The organism is Tenacibaculum ovolyticum DSM 18103, from assembly GCF_000430545.1.
In the GTDB taxonomy this organism is placed as follows: Bacteria; Bacteroidota; Bacteroidia; order Flavobacteriales; family Flavobacteriaceae; genus Polaribacter; species Polaribacter ovolyticus.
Window position 1 is genome coordinate 78,267 of record NZ_KE387164.1, and the last position, 19,555, is coordinate 97,821.

Genomic DNA, 19,555 nt, shown 5'->3' on the forward strand with positions numbered 1-19,555 from the left:
ACTGATAATTGGTGTATATGACGTGAAGTTAAGCGGTTTGTTACATTTTTTAATATACTTTTAAAAATTTATTAAAAATAGCAGTAAATTTCTGAGTTATAGGTTGTTTGTTGATTTAAACAAACGTATATTTGCACCCGCATTTTCATGAAGAAAGTGTGAATTAAGTATAACGCAAAACAAAAAGTATGTACGCAATCGTAGAGATAGCAGGGCAGCAATTTAAAGTAGCAAAAGACCAAAAAGTATACGTACACCGTTTACAAGAGGCAGAAGGATCAGAAGTAATTTTTGATAACGTAATGCTAATTGAAGACAAAGGGAACGTAACTATTGGCGCCCCAGCTATAGCAGGTGCAGGAGTAACTGCAAAAGTATTAGGTCACTTAAAAGGTGATAAAGTAATCGTTTTCAAGAAGAAAAGAAGAAAAGGTTACAAGAAGAAAAACGGACACAGACAGTATTTAACTGAGATTCAAATCGAAGGAATTTCTGCATCTGGTGTTAAAAAAACAGCGGCTAAAAAAGAAGCTCCTAAGACTGAGGTAAAATCAGAAGCTAAGGATTTAAGTTCTATGACTGTTGCTGAATTAAAAGCTTTAGCTAAAGAATCTGGTGTTACTGGGTATACTTCTTTAAAGAAAGCTGAATTAATTGAAGCGTTAAGCAAATAATTTAACTTTAAAAACTTACAGAGATGGCTCATAAAAAAGGTGTCGGTAGTTCGAAGAATGGTAGAGAATCAGAATCGAAACGACTAGGAGTAAAGATTTTTGGAGGACAAGCTGCAATTGCAGGTAATATAATTGTTCGTCAAAGAGGAACAACTCACAACCCAGGTGAAAATGTTTACATGGGTAAAGATCATACTTTACATGCTAAAGTTGATGGTGTAGTTGAGTTTAGAAAGAAAAGAGATAACAGATCATATGTTTCTGTAACTCCTTTCGAAGCTTAATAAAAATATTTTATTAAATTAAAAGCTTAAACAATTTATTGTTTAAGCTTTTTTTTATGTCTTTAAATTAAATAATATTTAAGAGTCAGTAAGTGGTTATTAAGGTTTGTAAGTGTTGTGCATTGGGGCTTTGTAGGTAGAGTGCTATTTTATTTGTTTGAATAGCATTTAGGCTTTTAACGTTAAACGTGTTTGTTGGCAAGTGGCTAGAGTTTGTAGTCTAATATTTATCAATTAAACTTCTAAAATTATTATAAAATAAAAAAGCATTACTAGAAGTAATGCTTTTTTTAATATCATTATTGAATAATTCCCCAATTTATCAATATGATTCCCCTTGTGTATTATACTGCAAATATGCGTCTAAAATATATTTTATTAAACTACTTATGTGTAAACAGTATGGAATTATGTATAAATGGTTCTTGTTTTCTTTTTTTAGGTTAATTTAAGGTTACTATAGTGTTTGAAGTGGCTTTTTTAGATTTTAATTTTACGTTAATATCAGTTACATTTGATATAAATCGAACTTTATGTTAAAAGCTGTAATCGTAGATGATGAACCAAAAGCCATACAAGGTCTATCTTGGGAGTTATCTAATTTTAATAATGATTTAGAAATCATACAAACATTTACAGTAGCTGAAGAGGCTATTAAATATATTAATGAGAATTCTATTGATTGTCTTTTTTTAGATATTGAGATGCCAACAATGGATGGTTTTCAGCTACTTGAAAAGTTAGATAGAAAAGACTTTGCTGTAGTTATTACTACAGCTTATAATGAATATGCTATTAAGGCATTAAAAAGCGAAGCGATTGATTACCTTTTAAAACCTATTGATTCTGACGATTTAGAAGAAACGCTTGGTAGAGTTAAAAATCATTATATTAAAAATAATAATAATGAGAAGTTTGAAAAAATACTATCAAATTTTAACGAGAAGTTTAATAGGAAGAAAATAACTATAAATACAGATGGGAAACTTGTTTTTTTAGAACAATCAGAAATTTTATTTGTAGAGTCTGATGGTAATTATTGTTCAATACATATTATTAACAATAAAAAAATTGTTGTAACAAAAAAACTTAAGGAGATAAATCAATTACTGCCCGAAGATCATTTTTTTAGAATCCATAATTCATTTATTATTAATTTAAATAAGATTAAAGAATTTTTAAAATCAGATGGTTATGTTATCTTAGAGGATAACCATAAAATACCTGTTTCACGCCAACGGAAATCTGATTTCTTAGAAAAATTTTAAAAAATGAAAACTTTCTTAATAGCAATTGTTTCTTTAATAATTACAGGTACCTGTTTTTCACAAAAAAATGTTGATAGTTTAATTATAAACGCATTAGAAAATAAAGAGCTTGATTACTATAAACTTCAAAAGTATTTTAAAAGAAATCAATTTACAGATAAGCAAATCAACTTACTATTAGTTAATAGTGGAAAGAATGAGTATTATTTAGGGGAAATTTTTGCTAAAAATTTAAAAGGAAGGTTATTAAGAAAGTCTAAAGAATATGACATCGCTGTAGATCTTTATAGAGAGGCGTTAGCGCTTTCAATTAAAGCAAAGAGTAAAGAGGCGGAAGTTGTAACATTAAACCAGCTAGGGATCATTTATCAGCGACAAGATAAAATTAGAATGGCATTAAACTATCATCAGTCGGCTTTAAGTATTATATCTAAAATAGAGGATCCTAGTGATTCTTTTAAGATTAGTAAAATTATTTCGATTAATAGTTTAGGTAATATTTATTTAAGTTTAAAACAATATGAAAGAGCTCTAAATAAGTTTAATGAATCAATTGCAATACAATTAGAGCTAAACCATGTTAAGGGATTAGCTATTAATAATCAAAATATTGGGTTTGCTTATAAAAATATTGGGTATTTAGACTTAGCTTTAGGTAGTTATCAAAAAGCATTAAGATATAATACGGTAAATAAAGATAAATTAGGGGAAGTAATTTGTCATAATAATATTTCTGATATTTTAATAAAAAAGGGTAGGTATGAAGATGCTTATAAATCTATTATAAAAGTAGTTGACATTGCAGAAAAAATAGGAAGTAATTATCATTTATCTGAGACTTATAATACATTAGGGCTGGTTTTTTTAAAAATGAATAAGCTAGAGGAATCTCAGATTTATTTGGAAAAATCCCTCGAAATTGGGTTAGAAAAGAATACTTCATTAAGCTTAGGTAGGTCATATAGTTATATGTCTGAATTATATATAAAAAAGGAAGATTATAATAAAGCTTTAATATTTTACAAAAAGTCTATTGAAATAGAAAAAAAAGCATTTACAAATAAGAATATTCGTTATGTAAATAGTCTTATTAGTGTGTATGATACTGAGGTTATTAGTAATAAAATAAAAAATTTAGCAAGAGAAAATGAAATAGCTAAATTAAAATTAACAAGAAATCGTAATATTTTAATCATTGCGTTGATTTCAATAGCTTTATTTGGAGTGTTATTATATTCAGTTTATAGACAGCGTTTATTAAAAAATGACAAACAAATCTTGCTTTTAGAGCAAGAAGCTTTAAGGATTCAGATGAATCCACATTTTGTGTTTAATGCATTGAATTCTATTAAGTTATATATTATTAATAATGAGCAAAAAAATGCGGTTCATTACTTGAATAAATTTTCTAAGTTAATCCGAAATATATTAGAGTCTACTACGGTAAAAGAGGTGACTCTTGCAGAGGAACTTAAAACAATGAACTTGTATATGAGTATTGAAAACATACGTTTTTCAAACGAAATAAGTTATAGAGAAATTTTAGATGAAAATTTGAGTTCAGAAACAATTAAAGTACCTCCGTTAATTTTGCAACCTTTTTTAGAAAATTCGATTTGGCATGGATTGTCTTCAAAAAAAGGAGAAAAAAAAGTTCAATTATCTGTTAATAAAATTTCAGATGAATTTATTCAGATTAATATAGAAGATAATGGTATAGGACGTAAACAGGCCTTTATAATTAAAAGCAATAAGTCGTTAAATAGAAAATCTATAGGTATTGATTTAACTAAAGAGAGATTAAAGAATTTTTCTACACAGTTTCAAAATAACTATTCATTAGTTTATACCGATTTAGTTGATGAGAGTGGAGATGTAGAAGGAACAAGGGTGTCTTTGAAAATACCAATAATTTAAAATTTAAATTTTAATTGTACCCAAATCGGTTCTTTTTTTTCGGTATCTAAATTGCTAAAAGATATACCTAGAAGTCTAACGGAATTTTTTAATGATTCCTGAAATAAGAGATCTTTAATAATTGGGTAAAATGCTTCTTTTTCTTGAATGTAATGGTTAATCGTTTTGCTTCTGGTTTGTTGAGTGAAATCGCTATATTTTATTTTTAAAGTAATGGTTTTTCCTTTAGTATTGGATTTTTTCATTCTTTGCTCTAGTTCATTAGCAATTCCATCAAGTCGTTCTAGCATGAAAATTTCAGAAGATAAATTTTCATTAAAGGTAGTTTCTGCTGCAATTGACTTTCTAACACGATTTGGTTTTACTTTACTATTGTGAATTCCTCTTACAATATTGTAATAATGTAAACCTGATTTACCGAATAGAAGAGATAGTTCATCTAGTGATTTTTTCTTTAAATCTAAGCCTGTAAAGATGCCTAAATTATACATTTTAGCAGCAGTAACTTTACCAACACCATAAAATTTATTTACAGAAAGCTGTTCTAAAAAAGGGATTACTTCATTAGGGTTAATTGTTTTTTGACCATTAGGCTTGTTAATGTCAGAGGCAACTTTAGCTATAAATTTATTTATTGATATTCCGGCAGAGGCTCTTAGTTTTAATTCATCCCATATGCGTTGACGGATTTCTTGTGCAATTAAACTAGCTGATAGGTTGCTTTTTTTATTTTCGGTAACATCTAGGTATGCTTCATCTAAAGAAAGCGGTTCAACTAAATCGGTATAATCATAAAATATAGCTCTGATTTTAGAGGATATTTCTTTGTAGCGATGAAATCTAGGAGGAACAAAAATTAAATGTGGGCACTTTTGTTTTGCTAATGCTCCACTCATTGCCGATTTTACGCCAAATTTACGAGCTTCATAACTAGCAGCAGAAACTACACCACGTACTTCATTACCACCAACAGCAAGAGGTTTATTTCTTAAGCTGGGGTCATCTAATTGCTCTACCGAGGCATAAAAGGCATCCATGTCAACATGAATAATTTTTCGATAAGGCGGTTGTGGTTCCATTGGTTAAAAATAAAAAAAAGCGCTCTCTTAGAGCGCTTTTTAAAGTAGTAAATTATAATTGTTTTACTTCAATGATTTTAACAGGACAAGCTTTTTTTGCTTCGAGTGAGGTTTCAAAAATAGTGTCATCGTGTGTTTTTATGGTAAAAAAACCTTTTTTTTCAGTTGCATGTAGTAACACTGATTTTCCGTCTTTTTTAGACATTTGAAATTGAGCTGGTGCTACTTCAACACAGTAATTACAACCAATACATTTGTTTCTTTGTAGGGTAATTACAATCATTAGTTTTTAGAAAATTCTGTTTTCACAATTTTATATAATTTATCTGAAGGGCGAATTTTGAAATCTAATTTCATCGTTACTTCGTCTCCTTTCGATGCTATTTGGGCTTCTTTGTCGTTTACAAACATATTTTTCAGCTCCATTTCTTTAGCTCCTGTTGTTGGGCCTGTAATTAAAATAGTATCACCAATAGTTAAGTCGTACGCTTCAATTTTAAACTCGCCAATTTCTGCCTTAGAAAAATAATGAACACCTTTACCTAAATATACTTTTTTCTGTGTAGCATGTGATCCTGGTTCCTTACTCCATTCACCTAGTTTTTGCCCTAAGTAATACCCGTTCCAAAAACCACGATTATAAACCTTTTCGAGTTCTAGCATCCAAGAAATTACTTTATCTTTATCGTAAGTTCCATTAGCCAAGCTATCAATAGCATCTCTATAACATTTAATTACTTTAGCTACATATTCTGGAGCACGACCTCTTCCTTCAATTTTTAATACTTTAATATCTGCATCTGCAACTTGATCTAAAAAATCAATAGTACATAAATCTTTAGGAGACATTATATACTCATTGTCTAATTCCATTTCAAAACCAGATTCTTGATCGATTACGGTATATTTTTTACGACAATTTTGTTTACAAGCACCTCGATTTGCGGATGAATTATGTGAGTGTAAGCTCATGTAGCACTTTCCTGAAACAGCCATACATAAAGCACCGTGACCAAAAATTTCGACTTCTAATAGTCGTCCAGAAGGTCCTTTTATTTCTTCTTTTTCAATCTGTTCAGTAATCTTTTTTACTTGACGTAAACTTAATTCTCTACTTAATACAATTGTATCAGCAAACATTGCATAAAACTTTGCTGTTTCAATATTCGTAATGTTAATTTGAGTAGAGATATGAACTTCCATTTCTTCTGACCGTGCTATAGAAATGACAGCCTGATCCATTGCTATTACAGCGGTAATATTAGCTTGTTTTGCTCTTTTTATTAAAGTTTTTACAATTGATAAGTCATGATCATATACAATTGTATTTAAAGTTAAGTAGGTTCTAACATTTTTTTTAGCACAGCGTTCCGAAATTTCTTCTAAATCATCTAAAGTGAAATTAACTGTGGCTCTAGCTCGCATATTTAATTGTTCGACGCCGAAATATATTGAATCACAACCGTTGTCTAAAGCAGCCTGTAATGATTCAAAATTACCAGCTGGCGCCATTAGTTCAATCTTCTGCATGTGTTTATTTTTTAAACTTTAATGCTTCAGATCTCCCTTTTTTAAAAATCTTGTTGCTATTTCCTTTACCTCTACGTAGTTCTTTTTGTTCTTCAAAAGGTAACGCAGCTATTTCCTTGCATTCATCAGAACAACAAGTGTTCATTTTTTCAGAACAAGATGTACACTGAATAAACAAAAGATGACAAGCCTGATTATCACAATTTACGTGATCATCACAAGGCTCCCCACATTGATGGCAGTTAGAAACTACATGGTCGGTAATACGTTCTGCTCTTCGGTGATCGAAAACAAAATTTTTACCAATAAACTTATTTTCAATATCCTCAGATTTTACTTGGCGAGTATATTCTATGATCCCTCCCTCTAACTGAAAAACATTTTTAAAACCTTTATGTTTGTAGTAGGCAGAGGCCTTTTCGCAACGAATTCCACCAGTGCAATACATTAATAAGTTTTTATCTTCTTTATTGTCTTTTAAATCTTCCTCGATAATATCTAAAGAATCACGAAATGTATCTACATCAGGGGTTACAGCTCCATCAAAATGGCCGATTTCGCTTTCGTAATGATTACGCATATCTACACAAATTGTGTTTGGATCTGCTAACATATCGTTAAATTCTTTTGCATTTAAATGAACTCCTTTATTGGTAACATCAAATGTGTCATCATTTAATCCATCAGCAACAATCTTGTTACGAACCTTTACTTTTAGTTTTAAAAATGATTTATTGTCTTGCTCAACAGCAACATTTAAACGAATGTCTTTTAAAAAAGAAATTGCATCTAATTGTTCTTTTAGTTTTAAAAAAAATTCTGCGGGTACAGATATTTGAGCATTTATTCCTTCGTGTGAAACATAAGTACGTCCTAATACTTCTAAAGCGTTCCATTCTAGGAATAATTTATTTCTAAATAAAGTTGGGTTTTCTATCTTAAAGTATTGATAGAATGAAATAGTTAAACGATCCTTTCCGGCTTCGTCAATTAATGCAGCGCGTTCTTTTGCGCTTAACTTGTTGTACAGTTGCATGCTATACTTTTTTTAAGTTATACAAAATGTTACGATTTTATCTGAAAATCGATGCAAATGTACTGATTTTTTGAGGTTTAATGTTTAAAACAATACTTTTTGCTTTAATTTGATGATTTTTTCAATTTTAGTTAAAGTTTTCACTAAAAAGAGATGCAACCAATTCTTTTTTTTAAATCTTTGTAACAGTTAAATAAATATTTTCACATCATAAAATAAATAAAAAATGAGAGTAGCAGTCGTTGGAGCTACCGGAATGGTAGGTAATGTAATGTTACAAGTATTAGCGGAACGTAATTTTTCTATAACAGAGTTAATTCCTGTAGCATCAGAGCGTTCAGTTGGAAAACAAATTGAGTATAAAGGAACAAATTATACTATTGTAGGTTTAGAAACAGCGGTTTCTATGAAACCAGATATTGCTTTATTTTCAGCAGGAGGTGAAACATCATTAGAATGGGCTCCAAAATTTGCTGAAGTTGGTACTACGGTAATAGATAATTCATCTGCATGGAGAATGGATACAACTAAGAAATTAGTGGTTCCAGAAATTAATGGAAGTGTTTTAACTAAAGAAGATAAAATTATAGCAAACCCAAACTGTTCTACAATTCAACTAGTAATGGCGTTAGGTCCGTTACATAATGAATATAAAATGAAACGGGTAGTAATTTCAACTTATCAGTCAGTTTCAGGAACAGGTGTTAAAGCTGTTCAGCAATTAGATAACGAAGAAGCTGGAATTGAAGGAGAAATGGTATATCCTCATCCAATAGGAAGAAATGCTTTACCACATTGTGATGTGTTTTTAGAAAATGGATACACTAAAGAAGAAATGAAACTGGTAAAAGAACCAAAGAAAATCTTAGGTGATGATTCTTTCTCTGTAACAGCTACAGCTGTTAGAATACCCACAGCAGGTGGACATTCAGAAGCAGTAAATGTTCAATTTGAGAACGATTTTGATTTAAATAAAGTACGTGAGTTGTTAGGTAAAACGGATGGTGTTATTGTACAAGACAATGTACAAGAGAATGTATATCCTATGCCAATTCTAGCACACAATAAAGATGAAGTTTTTGTAGGTAGAATTAGAAGGGATGAATCTCAACCAAATACTTTAAATATGTGGATTGTTGCTGATAATTTACGTAAAGGAGCAGCAACAAATACGATACAAATTGCTGAGTATTTAGTTGCTAATAGTTTGGTTTAAAAAAAATATTATAACGTTAGAAACTATATTAATAAAATCCTGTGCTAATTGGCATGGGATTTTTTTATTTTTGAAGAATGATGGATAAAGAGCAAATAATAAATAGTACGAAAACGTTCGTAAAAGAAACACTAAAAGGAGCAGAAGGAGGCCATGATTACTTTCATATAGAAAGAGTATATAAAAATGCGATGTTAATTGCTAAGAATGAAAAAGTAGATGGTTTTGTTGTAGCTTTAGGAGCATTGTTACATGACATAGCAGATAGTAAGTTTTATGAAGGAGATGAAACTGTTGGACCTAAAAAAGCGCGTTATTTTTTAGAGAGTGAAAGTGTTAGTGAAGCTGTGATTATTCATATTGAAAATATAATTAAAAATATATCTTTTAAAGGTGGTAATTTTAAGCAAGAGTTTAATTCATTAGAATTAGATGTTATTCAAGATGCAGATAGGTTAGATGCAATTGGAGCAATAGGAATTGCACGTTGCTTTAATTATGGAGGGTTTAAAAATAGAGAATTATACAATCCTGATATTCCTCCAAAATTGAATATGACCAAGGAAGAGTATAAAAATTCTACAGCTCCTACTTTAAATCATTTTTATGAAAAACTGTTATTATTAAAAGATAAATTTAATACTAATACAGGAAAAGAGCTTGCAAAACAGCGACATGAATTTATGGAGGATTTTGTAAATAAATTCCTTGATGAATACAATGGGGTTAATTAATTGTTTTTCTGATGATTATGTAATTTTATCTTTTTTTGTTTAAAATATTTTCAGTAAAACCTAGTGTTTGTTGAATTTTAATGATATATTGTACTTGTTAATAATCCCCTTATTAATTAAATTCCCCTAAATCTTTTAAAGATAGCACTATATGTAAATATGGTGCTATTTTTGTTTATAAGGTTGGTTCTTATTAGGTTCTTTTTGATGTATTAAATTATTTCTAATTAAGGTGTTTATTTAGAGTTAATAAAAAAAGCAAACCCAAAACATATATGTTTTGGGTTTGCTTTTTTTTAATAGAAATTTAGTTTACAAGATGAGTTTAGTATTAAGCTCCTGGGAAATTTGGCTTTCTTTTTTCTAAAAAAGCAGTTGTCCCTTCTTTAAAGTCATCAGTGCCAAAACAATCACCAAATTCAACTATTTCAGTTTCATAGCCATTTATACCGTCTTTAAAGTTATCATTTATAGCTCTTATTGCCGCGCTAATTGCAACAGAAGAGTTACGCATTATTTTGCTGGTTAGTTTCTCTGCTAATGGTAATAATTCATCTTGAGATACTACGTGGTTTACTAAGCCACATTGTTTAGCTTCATCTGCTGAAATCATACCAGCTGTCATAATTAATTCCATTGCTTTTCCTTTACCTACAAGCTGAGGTAGACGCTGCGTTCCACCATAACCTGGTATTACACCTAATGAAACTTCTGGTAATCCCATTTTAGCATTTTCTGAAGCAATTCTAAAATGACAAGCCATTGCCAACTCTAATCCACCACCTAAAGCAAAACCATTTATTGCGGCAATTACAGGTGTAGATAAGTTTTCTACTAAATCAAATAAAGATTCTTGACCTAATTTAGCTAATTTACCACCTTCTTCTATAGAGAAATTTGCAAATTCAGAGATGTCTGCGCCAGCAACAAAAGCTTTTTCTCCGCTTCCCGTGATAATAATTGCATTAACGTTCTTATCATCCTCTAAGGTTTCAAAAGCTGTACCTAATTCTTTAATTGTTGCGCTATTTAATGCATTAAGTTTTTTTGGTCTGTTGATTGTAATTGTTGATAATCCGTTAGTAGTATCAACTAAAATGTTTTCGAAATTCATTTATTAAATTTTAGGTAAAATTACAGTAAAGACAGTTCCAATACCTTCTTTTGAGGTAAAGTTTATAGAACCATCATAAGCTTCAATTATATTTTTAATCATTGGTAATCCTAGTCCCATACCACTTGTTTTAGTAGTGAATTTAGGTTCGAAAATTAGTTTTTTATTTTCGTTAGCAATACCTTTTCCATTGTCAGAAACGATGATTTTTACATTGTTTCCGCTAGAAGTTACTTTTACTTCGATTCTAGGGTTTTGCTCATTTTCTTTAATTGACTGCGTAGCGTTTTTAACTAGATTGGTTACAATTCTAATTAATTGAGTTTTGTCTAAGTTGGCAAATAACTCTTTTTCTTCGGTTATGTAATGAATATAATCTTCAGAGAAAATATCTAATGAGTGTTTTACAACATCAACAACATCTAACTCTTCTCGACGCTGATTTGGCATTTTTGCGAAATTTGAAAAAGCAGAAGCAATAGAGTCCATTACATCTATTTGTTGAATAAGGGTTTCGCTATATTCCGACATTTTTTCTCTAATCTTTGGGTCTTCAGGGTTGAATCTTCTATCAAAACTTTGTACCGAAAGGCGCATTGGTGTTAGTGGGTTTTTAATTTCATGAGCAACTTGTTTTGCCATTTCCCTCCAAGCTTGCTCACGTTCGCTCTGAGCTAATTTTACAGCACTTTCTTCTAGTTGATCAATCATGTTATTATAAGAATTAACCAAAGAGTTTATTTCTGAACTAGCAGAATTTAGTGTTATTTTTTCATTTCGTTTGTTTAAATGAGTTTCTTTTATTTTTTCAGAAATTGTTTGAATAGATCGTGTAATGTAACTTGATAAAAAGTAAGCTAATGAAATAGCGATTATGAACATTAGTAAGTAAACAAGGAGTAAACTTGAAATAAATTCACGTAATTCTTGTTTTTGTTTTTCGTTGTCTTGTGCTATTTTTAATTCTAAAACACCAATTCTTTTAAAACGAGTATCATTTATGTAAGTGTATGATGATTGATAAGTTATTCCTTTATCAGTTCTATTTTTTAAAATTTTATGATCAGAATTATTCGCAAGTTCAGTAACGGTTGCAGCGGTTAAATTGACACCTTTTTTCTTGTCAAAATTATATGGAATAGATGATTTTAAAAGTTCCCCGTTCATATCATACATAGATATGGTAAGTTTATGAACATAAGCAATGTCACTTATACGATCTTGAAAAATCTTAGATAGATTATCTGTAGTAACAGGATAGGTAGTTTTACGTTTTAATTCTATTTCAATGTCATGTTTTGTAGCACTTTCTTTTCTGTTGAAACGTTGTATATTGTATTCATCAGTTTGTTCACCATATTGAAGAATGGTAACACTCACGATTAAAATAGATGCCAATAATACAAGTAGTATCATTGATAAGAAAATTCTAATTCGTAACGATATGTTGTTAATGTTTAGCAATATTTTAGGTTTTATGATTTAACTTTTTCTTCTTTGGTGTGTAAAAGGCGAGTTAATTTAATTGATAAATCTAATAAAATTATTTTAGCATTTCCGTTTCGTTCAATATGATATTGAGCATCACTTACTTCTTTTTCAATAGTTAAGATATTTGTGCTATGTATAAAAGGTGCAAATTTTGATAGTTGAAAATTAGCTGATTTCGTTTCTAAAAAAACTAAATCAGGAGCGCCATAGTTTAATAATAATGCTTGTCTGAAAAATTGCAAACAATATTGTAGAAATTGTTTTTGTGTTTCACGACCAGATTTGGCAATAGCTTCAGACCAGCCAATTAAATCTTGAATAACAGCTGCATTTCCTTTGGCTTTAAATGCTGCACGAATCCATGTAATAAACCACTCTTCATAAATTAAATCATTTGAATTGTTATTTAAGATATGAAGTGCTTTATTGTAATTTCCTTCAGATTGGTGCGCTATTTTAGCAGCCTCATTTTCTGATATTTTTTCGTTTTTAACTAAAGCGTTAGTAATATCTGTGTCTCCCAAAGAAGGTAGATATAAAGCTTGGCAACGAGATTTTATAGTATTTATAATCTGCTCTTCATCTTCTGTGATTAATAAGAAAATAGTTTTACTAGGTGGTTCTTCGATAAGTTTTAATAATTTATTTGAAGCTGCAATGTTCATTTTTTCAGCCATCCAAATAATCATAACCTTAAAACCTCCTTCGTAAGATTTTAATTGTAGTTTTTTAACAATATCTTGAGCTTCATCTACTCCAATTTGACCTTGTTTGTTTTCTACACCAATATGTTGAGACCAATTAAATAAACTACCATAAGGTTGTTCTTCTATAAAGCGTCTCCAGTCGTTTAAAAACAAATTACTTACAGGATGTTTTTTTACCGAATCATTAGTCGTAACAGGAAAAGCAAAATGCAAATCTGGATGCTGTAATTTAGCGCATTTTATGTTACACGCTTCGCTGTTGTTTGATGTACTGCACAATAAATATTGGGCATAAGCAATAGCCATAGGTAATGTACCACTACCTTCTTTGCCAACAAAAAGCTGTGCATGTGGTATTCGGTTGTTTTCGGCCGATTGTTGTAAATGTTTTTTTATGTGGTCTTGTCCTATGATTTGATCGAAAGTCATGCAACAAATATAAGATTTCAAATACAGAGAACAACAAATATAAGAAACTAGAGATTATTAGGGTTCTATTGTTTAGAATGGTTCTATTTTAGTATCTTTGCAAGCCAATTTATACATGTCATTTGAACTCAATAGCAACTTTACATATCGGAGAAAGAGGTATTATATCGGAAGAAAGTTTAGATATAATTCCACTAAAATTATTAGAAATGGGGTGTTTGCCAGGAACAGAAGTTGAGCTATTACAGCTTGCTCCTTTAAAAGACCCTATGTATATATGTGTAAATGGAAGTCATTTAGCAATAAGAAAAGAAATTGCCTGTCAAATTGTAATTACCAAAATATAACTGATGAATAAGCGTATTAAAGTAGCTTTAATAGGAAACCCGAATACAGGAAAAACATCATTATTTAATCAATTAACAGGTTTAAACCAAAAAGTTGGTAATTACCCAGGAGTAACGGTCGATAAAAAACAAGGAGTTTGTAAGTTGCCAAAGAATAAATCAGCAATTATAACTGATTTACCTGGAACGTATAGTATAAACCCAACTTCAATAGATGAAAGTATTGTTTTAAAAACGTTATTAAACTCTAAAAAAGATGAGCAACCTGATGTAATTGTTATCGTTGCTGACGTAGAGAACTTGAAACGAAACTTATTACTGTTTTCTCAAATTCAAGATTTAGAAATACCTATGATTTTAGCCATAAACATGGCAGATCAATTAGAGCGTAAAGGAATTTCTATTGATATTGAAAATTTAGAAAAAGAATTACAAACAAAAGTAGTTTTAATTTCTGCTAGAAATAATCAAGGGATTGCAGATTTAAAAGAAGAAATTATTAATTACAAAACATTAAAAAAGTATTCTAATTTTAAAGAGATTTCGAATAAAATTGATGCTGAATATTTTAATGCATTATCAAAAAAGAGCGCTAATTTTTCGTCATACGAATTATGGATGATGCTCACCAAGAAAGACACATCAATGCTTTCTGAAGATGAAATAAAACAATTACAAGCGTTTAAAGATACTGATTCTAAACAAAAAAAATATCAGCATAAAGAAACAATTTATCGGTACCAAAAAATCAATTCAATTTTAAAGAAGACATATAAAATTGATGCTTCTAAAGCAACAGATTTACGATCGAAGTTAGATAAAGTTTTTACGCATAGAATATTTGGTTACGTTATTTTCTTTGGATTATTATTATTGATTTTTCAATCAGTTTTTGATTGGGCATCTACCCCAATGGATTTAATTGATGGTTTGTTTGCTAATATTGCAGAAATTACGAAATCGAATTTACCAACAGGTATGTTTACTGATTTGTTAACCGAAGGAATTATTCCAGGTATAGGAGGAGTTATTATCTTTATTCCACAAATAGCAATCTTATTTTTTTTCATAGCCATTCTTGAAGAGACGGGGTATATGAGTAGAGTTGTATTTTTGATGGATAAAATCATGAGACGTTTTGGTATGAGTGGTAAAAGTGTGATTCCGTTAATTTCAGGAACTGCATGTTCTATTCCTGCAATAATGGCAACACGTACCATTTCTAGCTGGAAAGAGCGTTTAATCACAATTTTGGTTGTGCCGTTTACAACTTGTTCTGCACGCTTACCAGTGTATGCAATTTTAATAGCTTTAATAATTCCAGATACCAAAATATTCGGACTTTTAAGTTTGCAAGGATTTACTTTACTAGGGCTGTATATTCTTGGTTTTGGTGCAGCAATTATAGGAGCTTATATTTTACATAAAACATTAAAAATTAAAAATACTTCATTTTTTGTGATGGAAATGCCTAATTACAAGCTTCCGTCAGCTAAAAATGTATTTTTAGATGTGTTAGAGAAAACAAAAGCTTTTGTCTTTGGGGCAGGAAAAATAATTTTAGCAATATCAATTGTATTGTGGTTCTTAGCATCTAATGGACCTTCTTCTTATAAAAATGCAGAAAAAAATGTAATTGAAAATGTTGCAAATAAACAATTGTCAGAAGCAGAATTATCGCAGAAAATAGCCTCAGCTAAACTAGAAAATTCTTACATAGGAATAGCAGGTAAGGTAATAGAGCCAGTTGTAAAACCCTTAGGTTATGATTGGAAAATTGGAGTTGGATTAATAGCATCATTTGCAGCAAGAGAAGTATTTATAGGAACTTTAGCTACAATTTATAGTGTTGAGAATAACGATGATGATATTACAACAATTAAAGAGAAAATGGCTTCAGAGATAAATTTAGAAACTGGAGAAAAACGTTTTAATTTTGCGACAGGAATGTCTTTATTATTGTTTTATGCTTTTGCTATGCAATGTATGGCTACTTTAGCTATTGTAAAAAGAGAAACTAAAAGTTGGAAATGGCCAATTGTACAGTTAGTTGGTATGGGAGGTTTGGCTTATTTATCAGCTTTTATAGCTTATCAAATTTTACGTTAATGCAAGAGATATTTACTTATGTGGCAGTAGTTTTAGCGATGTTGTTTTTAATAAAGAAATTTTTTATTAAAAATAGTAAAAGTAATGGCTGTGATACTGATTGCAATTGTTCTTAATAAAATAGTTAGAATTTATAAGATGTTTTACAATTAACGTATTTTTGTGGTATTATAATTGATAATTAATTCAAACTATAATTGATTTAAAATTTAAATATGAAAAAAATATTTTTGATAGCTGTGCTTTTTATCAGTTCATTCGCACAAGCACAACAAGAAGTAAAAGTTGATATTTTAGATGCACTGGCATTTAAGACAGTAGAACTTTCTTATGAATACTATACAAGTAGTCGTTCATCGGTAGGAGTATCAGCATTATTTAATTTTGAAAAAAGATCAGCGGATTTTAAATACAATGAAAAACGAATGATTACTCCATATTTCCGTCATTATTTTACAGATAGTAGTAATTGGAATTATTTTGGAGAAGTTTTCTTAGGTATTAATACAGGAGAAAATGAAGTTAAGGTTGCAGGAAGTATGGTAAAACAATATAAAGAGTATACAGATGGTGCCTTAGGTATAGCTATAGGTTCTAAATATATATCTTCAGGAGGTTTTGTTGTTGATGTTTATGCTGGTTTAGGAAGAAATATGTTTACTTCAGAGTCTCGTTCAGTTGTACCAAGAGTTGGTATTAACTTAGGATATAGGTTTTAATAATAGAAGTGTATTTAAAAGAATAATTTTTAGAAGTTCTCTTAAAACGAAAAAGCTTGCTTTATGCAAGCTTGTTCGTTTTTATAATATTAGCGATTATAAAACTTAAAATTGCAGGTAGTACCCATCCTAAATGTTGATTTGCTAAAGGAATAATGTTTTTAATAGAAGTTAAGTGTTCTTTATTAATAATAAACTCTAAGAAATCAGGAATACTAAAAATGAAGGTAACCAAAACAACAACTTTAAAAACAATAGAAGTGGCTAAGTTTTTAGGCGCTATGTTTAGTAAAATTAAGACTATAGTTATAGGGTAAATAAACATTAATATAGGTAATGCAATTATAATGATAGAATGAAAATTCAATTGTCCAACTAAAACACCTATCAAGCATCCAATAACAGCTGTAATTATATATGCTTTTTGAGAATTTTTAAACAATCCTTTAAAATAATCTGCAGTTCCTGTAATTATTCCAATAGCAGTTGTAAAACATGCTAAAGCAATAAGTGTGCTTAAAAAAACATTACCAATATTTCCTAATGTAGCTATGCTAATTCCTCGTAGTAAATTAGCTCTTTGCATATCGCTACTTAAAGTACCGTCAACTAATATTTCTGAACCATAAAAAGCACCTACAGAAATTAAACCCGCATAAATTACGAAAAGGCCAGAACCAGCAATAAATCCAGCTTTTTTAATTAATTCTTTTTTATCAGTGAATGAAGTATAGCCTTTTAAATTTAAAGAAATAATAATAACACCACCAACAACTACAGCTCCAATAGCGTCAAAAGTTTGATAACCTTCTAGTATACCATTAACAATAGGTGTTTTAAAGATGCTAGGATTCATAACCATTTCACTAGAAAATAAACCTACACCAATAACTAATACTAAAATGATAACCATTAGTGGTGTTAGATATTTACCAAGAAGGTTTAAAACTTTAGACCTGTTTAAAACAAAAATTAAAACCAAGGTAAAGTATACACAACTTGTTATTAAGGGACTTGTACCAAAAAATGGATGAATCGCAATTTCATGTGTTGCAGATGCTGTTCTTGGTGAGGGAATTGTGATAGATATTATATAAATAATAATACAGTATAATAAGCTAAATGTTGGCGATACTTTTTTTCCTAAATCATATAAGGTTCCTTGTAGTTTTGCATGTGCTAAAATCCCTAGAATAGGAATTATAACTGCGGTAATCATAAACCCAAGCGTTACCCAAATCCAATTGTCTCCTGCATTATAACCTAAAAGAGGAGGTAGGAGTAAATTACCCGCACCAAAGAAGAGTGAAAACAATGCAAAACTGGTAACAAGTATTTCTTTTGTTTTATTCATGTTTTCAATATTAATAAAAGGTTGGTTAATCTTATTTTTTTAGAAAAATACTAGCGAAAGATACATATTTTTGCAATATGAAAGACTTCATCATTTATAAAAATAGTAAAGTAGCTTATTCAGATGTTGGAAAAGGTAACGCTATTGTTTTACTTCATGGTTTTCTTGAGAATTCTAGCATGTGGAATGAAGTTTCAGAAGAGTTATCAAAAAAAAATCGTGTAATTTGTGTAGATTTATTAGGTCATGGAAAGACCAATTGTATTGGTTACTTACATACAATGAATGATATGGCTGAAGCTGTTAAAGAGGTTTTAAAATCATTACGACTTAGAAAATTTTTTGTTATAGGGCACTCAATGGGAGGATATGTATCTTTGGCATTAGCGGAGAAATATTCAATAAACATAAAAGGATTATGTTTATTGAATTCAACTACTCAGGCAGATACAGTTGAGCGTAAAGAGTTACGATTAAGAGCGTGTAAAATGGCACAAACGAATTACGATAATTTAGTGAAATTATCTATTTCTAATTTGTTTACTATTAAAACTAGGAAGCAATTTGGCTTTGAATTAGCGGAGATTAAAAAAGAAGCTTTAAAAACACCCATTCAAGGGTATATCGGAGCAACAAAAGGGATGATGTTAAGAGAAAATAAGGAAGCTGTTTTAGAATCTATAGATAAAAGATTGATAATTACTGGTAAAAATGATCCTTTGTTAAAATATCAGTCAATTTTAGAAGAGTCTGAAAGAACAAACACTCCTTTAATTGAACTTCCAGATGGGCATATGAGTCATATTGAAAATAGAGATGAATTAATAGACTGTTTAAAGAAATTTATTAAACGCTAAATATTTTTGTTTCTTTGTAATACCAAAAAATTAAACATGAAAATTAATCATTTAGCAAAAGAGAAATCTATTTTAAATAAATTTTTAGCAGAAATAAGAAATGTAGATGTTCAAAAAGATTCTATGCGTTTTCGTAGGAATATTGAGAGAATAGGTGAAGTTTTAGGGTATGAATTAAGTAAAGATTTATCTTTTGAAAATAAAATGATTGAAACTCCTTTAGGGATTAAAGGTACAGAGCTTCCTGTTAACGATGTTATTTTGTGCTCAATTCTTAGAGCTGGATTACCTTTACATAACGGATTGTTAAATTATTTTGATGATGCAGAAAATGCATTTATATCTGCCTATCGTCACCATCCAAATAACGATGAAGAGTTTGAAATAGTTGTAGAGTATTTCGCTTCGCCTTCAATAGATGGCAAAACATTATTGCTAGTAGATCCAATGTTAGCTACAGGTCGTTCATTAGTGGCTGTTTATGAGGCTATAAAAAAATATGGAACACCGAAAGAAATTAAAATAGTATCGGTTATTGGTTCTGTAGAAGGTGTTGAATATATAGCAAAATTCTTTCCTGAAAATACAGATTTGTGGATTGCTGATATAGATAATGAGCTTAGCGATAAAGGCTACATAGTACCAGGTTTAGGAGATGCAGGAGATTTAGCTTTTGGCACGAAAATGTAG

Annotated in this window: 19 protein-coding genes; 11 read left to right on the forward strand and 8 right to left on the reverse strand. The window is 29.9% G+C overall.

The features are described 5' to 3' along the window. The first annotated feature begins 188 nt into the window (after positions 1-188). From rplU to H518_RS0115085, 4 genes are all read left to right on the forward strand, one after another. The gene (rplU, locus tag H518_RS0115070) at positions 189-674 is read left to right on the forward strand and encodes a 50S ribosomal protein L21 (RefSeq protein ID WP_028889837.1); all 486 of its coding nucleotides are present in this window, start codon (positions 189-191) and stop codon (positions 672-674) included. 23 nt (positions 675-697) lie between these two features. After that, positions 698-958 (forward strand): 50S ribosomal protein L27, encoded by a 261-nt coding sequence (gene rpmA / locus H518_RS0115075; protein WP_026776612.1) that lies wholly within the window; start codon positions 698-700, stop codon positions 956-958. 533 nt (positions 959-1,491) lie between these two features. Then, positions 1,492-2,226: a LytR/AlgR family response regulator transcription factor gene (locus H518_RS0115080; RefSeq protein WP_028889838.1), complete on the forward strand. Its 735-nt coding sequence runs from the start codon at positions 1,492-1,494 to the stop codon at positions 2,224-2,226. A 3-nt stretch (positions 2,227-2,229) separates the two neighbouring features. Beyond that, positions 2,230-4,143 (forward strand): tetratricopeptide repeat-containing sensor histidine kinase, encoded by a 1,914-nt coding sequence (locus H518_RS0115085; RefSeq protein ID WP_028889839.1) that lies wholly within the window; start codon positions 2,230-2,232, stop codon positions 4,141-4,143. On the opposite strand, the gene dinB is transcribed toward H518_RS0115085, so the two are convergent. The 4 genes from dinB to trhO are packed head-to-tail and all read right to left on the reverse strand — an operon-like array spanning position 4,140 to position 7,788. Beyond that, the gene (gene dinB / locus H518_RS0115090; protein WP_028889840.1) at positions 4,140-5,222 is read right to left on the reverse strand and encodes a DNA polymerase IV; all 1,083 of its coding nucleotides are present in this window, start codon (positions 5,220-5,222) and stop codon (positions 4,140-4,142) included. The genes H518_RS0115085 and dinB overlap by 4 nt on opposite strands. A 52-nt stretch (positions 5,223-5,274) precedes the next feature. Beyond that, positions 5,275-5,505 (reverse strand): ferredoxin, encoded by a 231-nt coding sequence (locus tag H518_RS0115095; protein WP_028889841.1) that lies wholly within the window; start codon positions 5,503-5,505, stop codon positions 5,275-5,277. After that, positions 5,505-6,752: a peptidase U32 family protein gene (locus H518_RS0115100; protein ID WP_028889842.1), complete on the reverse strand. Its 1,248-nt coding sequence runs from the start codon at positions 6,750-6,752 to the stop codon at positions 5,505-5,507. Before H518_RS0115100 ends, H518_RS0115095 begins: the two co-directional genes overlap by 1 nt. A gap of 4 nt (positions 6,753-6,756) precedes the next feature. Beyond that, positions 6,757-7,788 carry an oxygen-dependent tRNA uridine(34) hydroxylase TrhO gene (gene trhO, locus H518_RS0115105; protein ID WP_028889843.1) on the reverse strand — a complete coding sequence of 344 codons (1,032 nt, stop codon included), beginning with the start codon at positions 7,786-7,788 and terminating at the stop codon, positions 6,757-6,759. A 226-nt stretch (positions 7,789-8,014) separates the two neighbouring features. Between trhO and H518_RS0115110 the strand changes: the two genes are divergently transcribed. Continuing rightward, positions 8,015-9,004, forward strand: a complete 990-nt coding sequence (locus tag H518_RS0115110) for an aspartate-semialdehyde dehydrogenase (RefSeq protein WP_028889844.1) — start codon at positions 8,015-8,017, stop codon at positions 9,002-9,004. Between the two features lie 80 nt (positions 9,005-9,084). Further along, on the forward strand, positions 9,085-9,738 hold the full coding sequence (locus H518_RS0115115; RefSeq protein ID WP_028889845.1) for an HD domain-containing protein: 654 nt from the start codon (positions 9,085-9,087) through the stop codon (positions 9,736-9,738). A gap of 331 nt (positions 9,739-10,069) precedes the next feature. Here H518_RS0115115 and H518_RS0115120 read toward each other — a convergent pair whose 3' ends face one another. The 3 genes from H518_RS0115120 to H518_RS0115130 are packed head-to-tail and all read right to left on the reverse strand — an operon-like array spanning position 10,070 to position 13,479. Beyond that, complete coding sequence (locus H518_RS0115120; RefSeq protein ID WP_028889846.1) at positions 10,070-10,852, reverse strand: enoyl-CoA hydratase/isomerase family protein; 783 nt, start codon at positions 10,850-10,852, stop codon at positions 10,070-10,072. A 3-nt stretch (positions 10,853-10,855) separates the two neighbouring features. Next, the gene (locus tag H518_RS0115125) at positions 10,856-12,268 is read right to left on the reverse strand and encodes a sensor histidine kinase (RefSeq protein ID WP_028889847.1); all 1,413 of its coding nucleotides are present in this window, start codon (positions 12,266-12,268) and stop codon (positions 10,856-10,858) included. Positions 12,269-12,327: 59 nt separating this feature from the next. Next, positions 12,328-13,479 carry a DNA polymerase III subunit gene (locus H518_RS0115130; protein ID WP_028889848.1) on the reverse strand — a complete coding sequence of 384 codons (1,152 nt, stop codon included), beginning with the start codon at positions 13,477-13,479 and terminating at the stop codon, positions 12,328-12,330. A 122-nt stretch (positions 13,480-13,601) separates the two neighbouring features. On the opposite strand from H518_RS0115130, the gene H518_RS0115135 reads away from it, so the two are divergent. The 3 genes from H518_RS0115135 to H518_RS0115145 all read left to right on the forward strand — a co-directional run bounded on the left by H518_RS0115135 (position 13,602) and on the right by H518_RS0115145 (position 16,654). After that, complete coding sequence (locus tag H518_RS0115135) at positions 13,602-13,826, forward strand: FeoA family protein (protein ID WP_028889849.1); 225 nt, start codon at positions 13,602-13,604, stop codon at positions 13,824-13,826. Between the two features lie 3 nt (positions 13,827-13,829). Continuing rightward, a complete protein-coding gene (feoB, locus tag H518_RS0115140; RefSeq protein WP_028889850.1) occupies positions 13,830-15,935 on the forward strand; it encodes a ferrous iron transport protein B in 2,106 nt (701 codons plus the stop codon). 215 nt (positions 15,936-16,150) lie between these two features. Next, positions 16,151-16,654, forward strand: a complete 504-nt coding sequence (locus H518_RS0115145) for a DUF3575 domain-containing protein (protein ID WP_028889851.1) — start codon at positions 16,151-16,153, stop codon at positions 16,652-16,654. Positions 16,655-16,715: 61 nt separating this feature from the next. Here H518_RS0115145 and brnQ read toward each other — a convergent pair whose 3' ends face one another. Continuing rightward, positions 16,716-18,008 carry a branched-chain amino acid transport system II carrier protein gene (gene brnQ / locus H518_RS0115150; protein ID WP_028889852.1) on the reverse strand — a complete coding sequence of 431 codons (1,293 nt, stop codon included), beginning with the start codon at positions 18,006-18,008 and terminating at the stop codon, positions 16,716-16,718. A 77-nt stretch (positions 18,009-18,085) separates the two neighbouring features. Here brnQ and H518_RS0115155 point away from each other — a divergent pair, with 77 nt between their 5' ends. Both H518_RS0115155 and upp read left to right on the forward strand, forming a co-directional pair. Next, positions 18,086-18,865 carry an alpha/beta fold hydrolase gene (locus tag H518_RS0115155; RefSeq protein WP_028889853.1) on the forward strand — a complete coding sequence of 260 codons (780 nt, stop codon included), beginning with the start codon at positions 18,086-18,088 and terminating at the stop codon, positions 18,863-18,865. A gap of 36 nt (positions 18,866-18,901) precedes the next feature. Continuing rightward, positions 18,902-19,555 (forward strand): uracil phosphoribosyltransferase, encoded by a 654-nt coding sequence (upp, locus tag H518_RS0115160; protein ID WP_028889854.1) that lies wholly within the window; start codon positions 18,902-18,904, stop codon positions 19,553-19,555.

Coding starts and splice junctions, on each gene's coding strand:
- rplU (WP_028889837.1), top strand. CDS start 189: ATGTACGCAATCGTAGAGATAGCAGGGCAGCAATTTAAAGTAGCAAAA.
- rpmA (WP_026776612.1), top strand. CDS start 698: ATGGCTCATAAAAAAGGTGTCGGTAGTTCGAAGAATGGTAGAGAATCA.
- H518_RS0115080 (WP_028889838.1), top strand. CDS start 1,492: ATGTTAAAAGCTGTAATCGTAGATGATGAACCAAAAGCCATACAAGGT.
- H518_RS0115085 (WP_028889839.1), top strand. CDS start 2,230: ATGAAAACTTTCTTAATAGCAATTGTTTCTTTAATAATTACAGGTACC.
- dinB (WP_028889840.1), bottom strand. CDS start 5,222: ATGGAACCACAACCGCCTTATCGAAAAATTATTCATGTTGACATGGAT.
- H518_RS0115095 (WP_028889841.1), bottom strand. CDS start 5,505: ATGATTGTAATTACCCTACAAAGAAACAAATGTATTGGTTGTAATTAC.
- H518_RS0115100 (WP_028889842.1), bottom strand. CDS start 6,752: ATGCAGAAGATTGAACTAATGGCGCCAGCTGGTAATTTTGAATCATTA.
- trhO (WP_028889843.1), bottom strand. CDS start 7,788: ATGCAACTGTACAACAAGTTAAGCGCAAAAGAACGCGCTGCATTAATT.
- H518_RS0115110 (WP_028889844.1), top strand. CDS start 8,015: ATGAGAGTAGCAGTCGTTGGAGCTACCGGAATGGTAGGTAATGTAATG.
- H518_RS0115115 (WP_028889845.1), top strand. CDS start 9,085: ATGGATAAAGAGCAAATAATAAATAGTACGAAAACGTTCGTAAAAGAA.
- H518_RS0115120 (WP_028889846.1), bottom strand. CDS start 10,852: ATGAATTTCGAAAACATTTTAGTTGATACTACTAACGGATTATCAACA.
- H518_RS0115125 (WP_028889847.1), bottom strand. CDS start 12,268: ATGATACTACTTGTATTATTGGCATCTATTTTAATCGTGAGTGTTACC.
- H518_RS0115130 (WP_028889848.1), bottom strand. CDS start 13,479: ATGACTTTCGATCAAATCATAGGACAAGACCACATAAAAAAACATTTA.
- feoB (WP_028889850.1), top strand. CDS start 13,830: ATGAATAAGCGTATTAAAGTAGCTTTAATAGGAAACCCGAATACAGGA.
- H518_RS0115145 (WP_028889851.1), top strand. CDS start 16,151: ATGAAAAAAATATTTTTGATAGCTGTGCTTTTTATCAGTTCATTCGCA.
- brnQ (WP_028889852.1), bottom strand. CDS start 18,008: ATGAATAAAACAAAAGAAATACTTGTTACCAGTTTTGCATTGTTTTCA.
- H518_RS0115155 (WP_028889853.1), top strand. CDS start 18,086: ATGAAAGACTTCATCATTTATAAAAATAGTAAAGTAGCTTATTCAGAT.
- upp (WP_028889854.1), top strand. CDS start 18,902: ATGAAAATTAATCATTTAGCAAAAGAGAAATCTATTTTAAATAAATTT.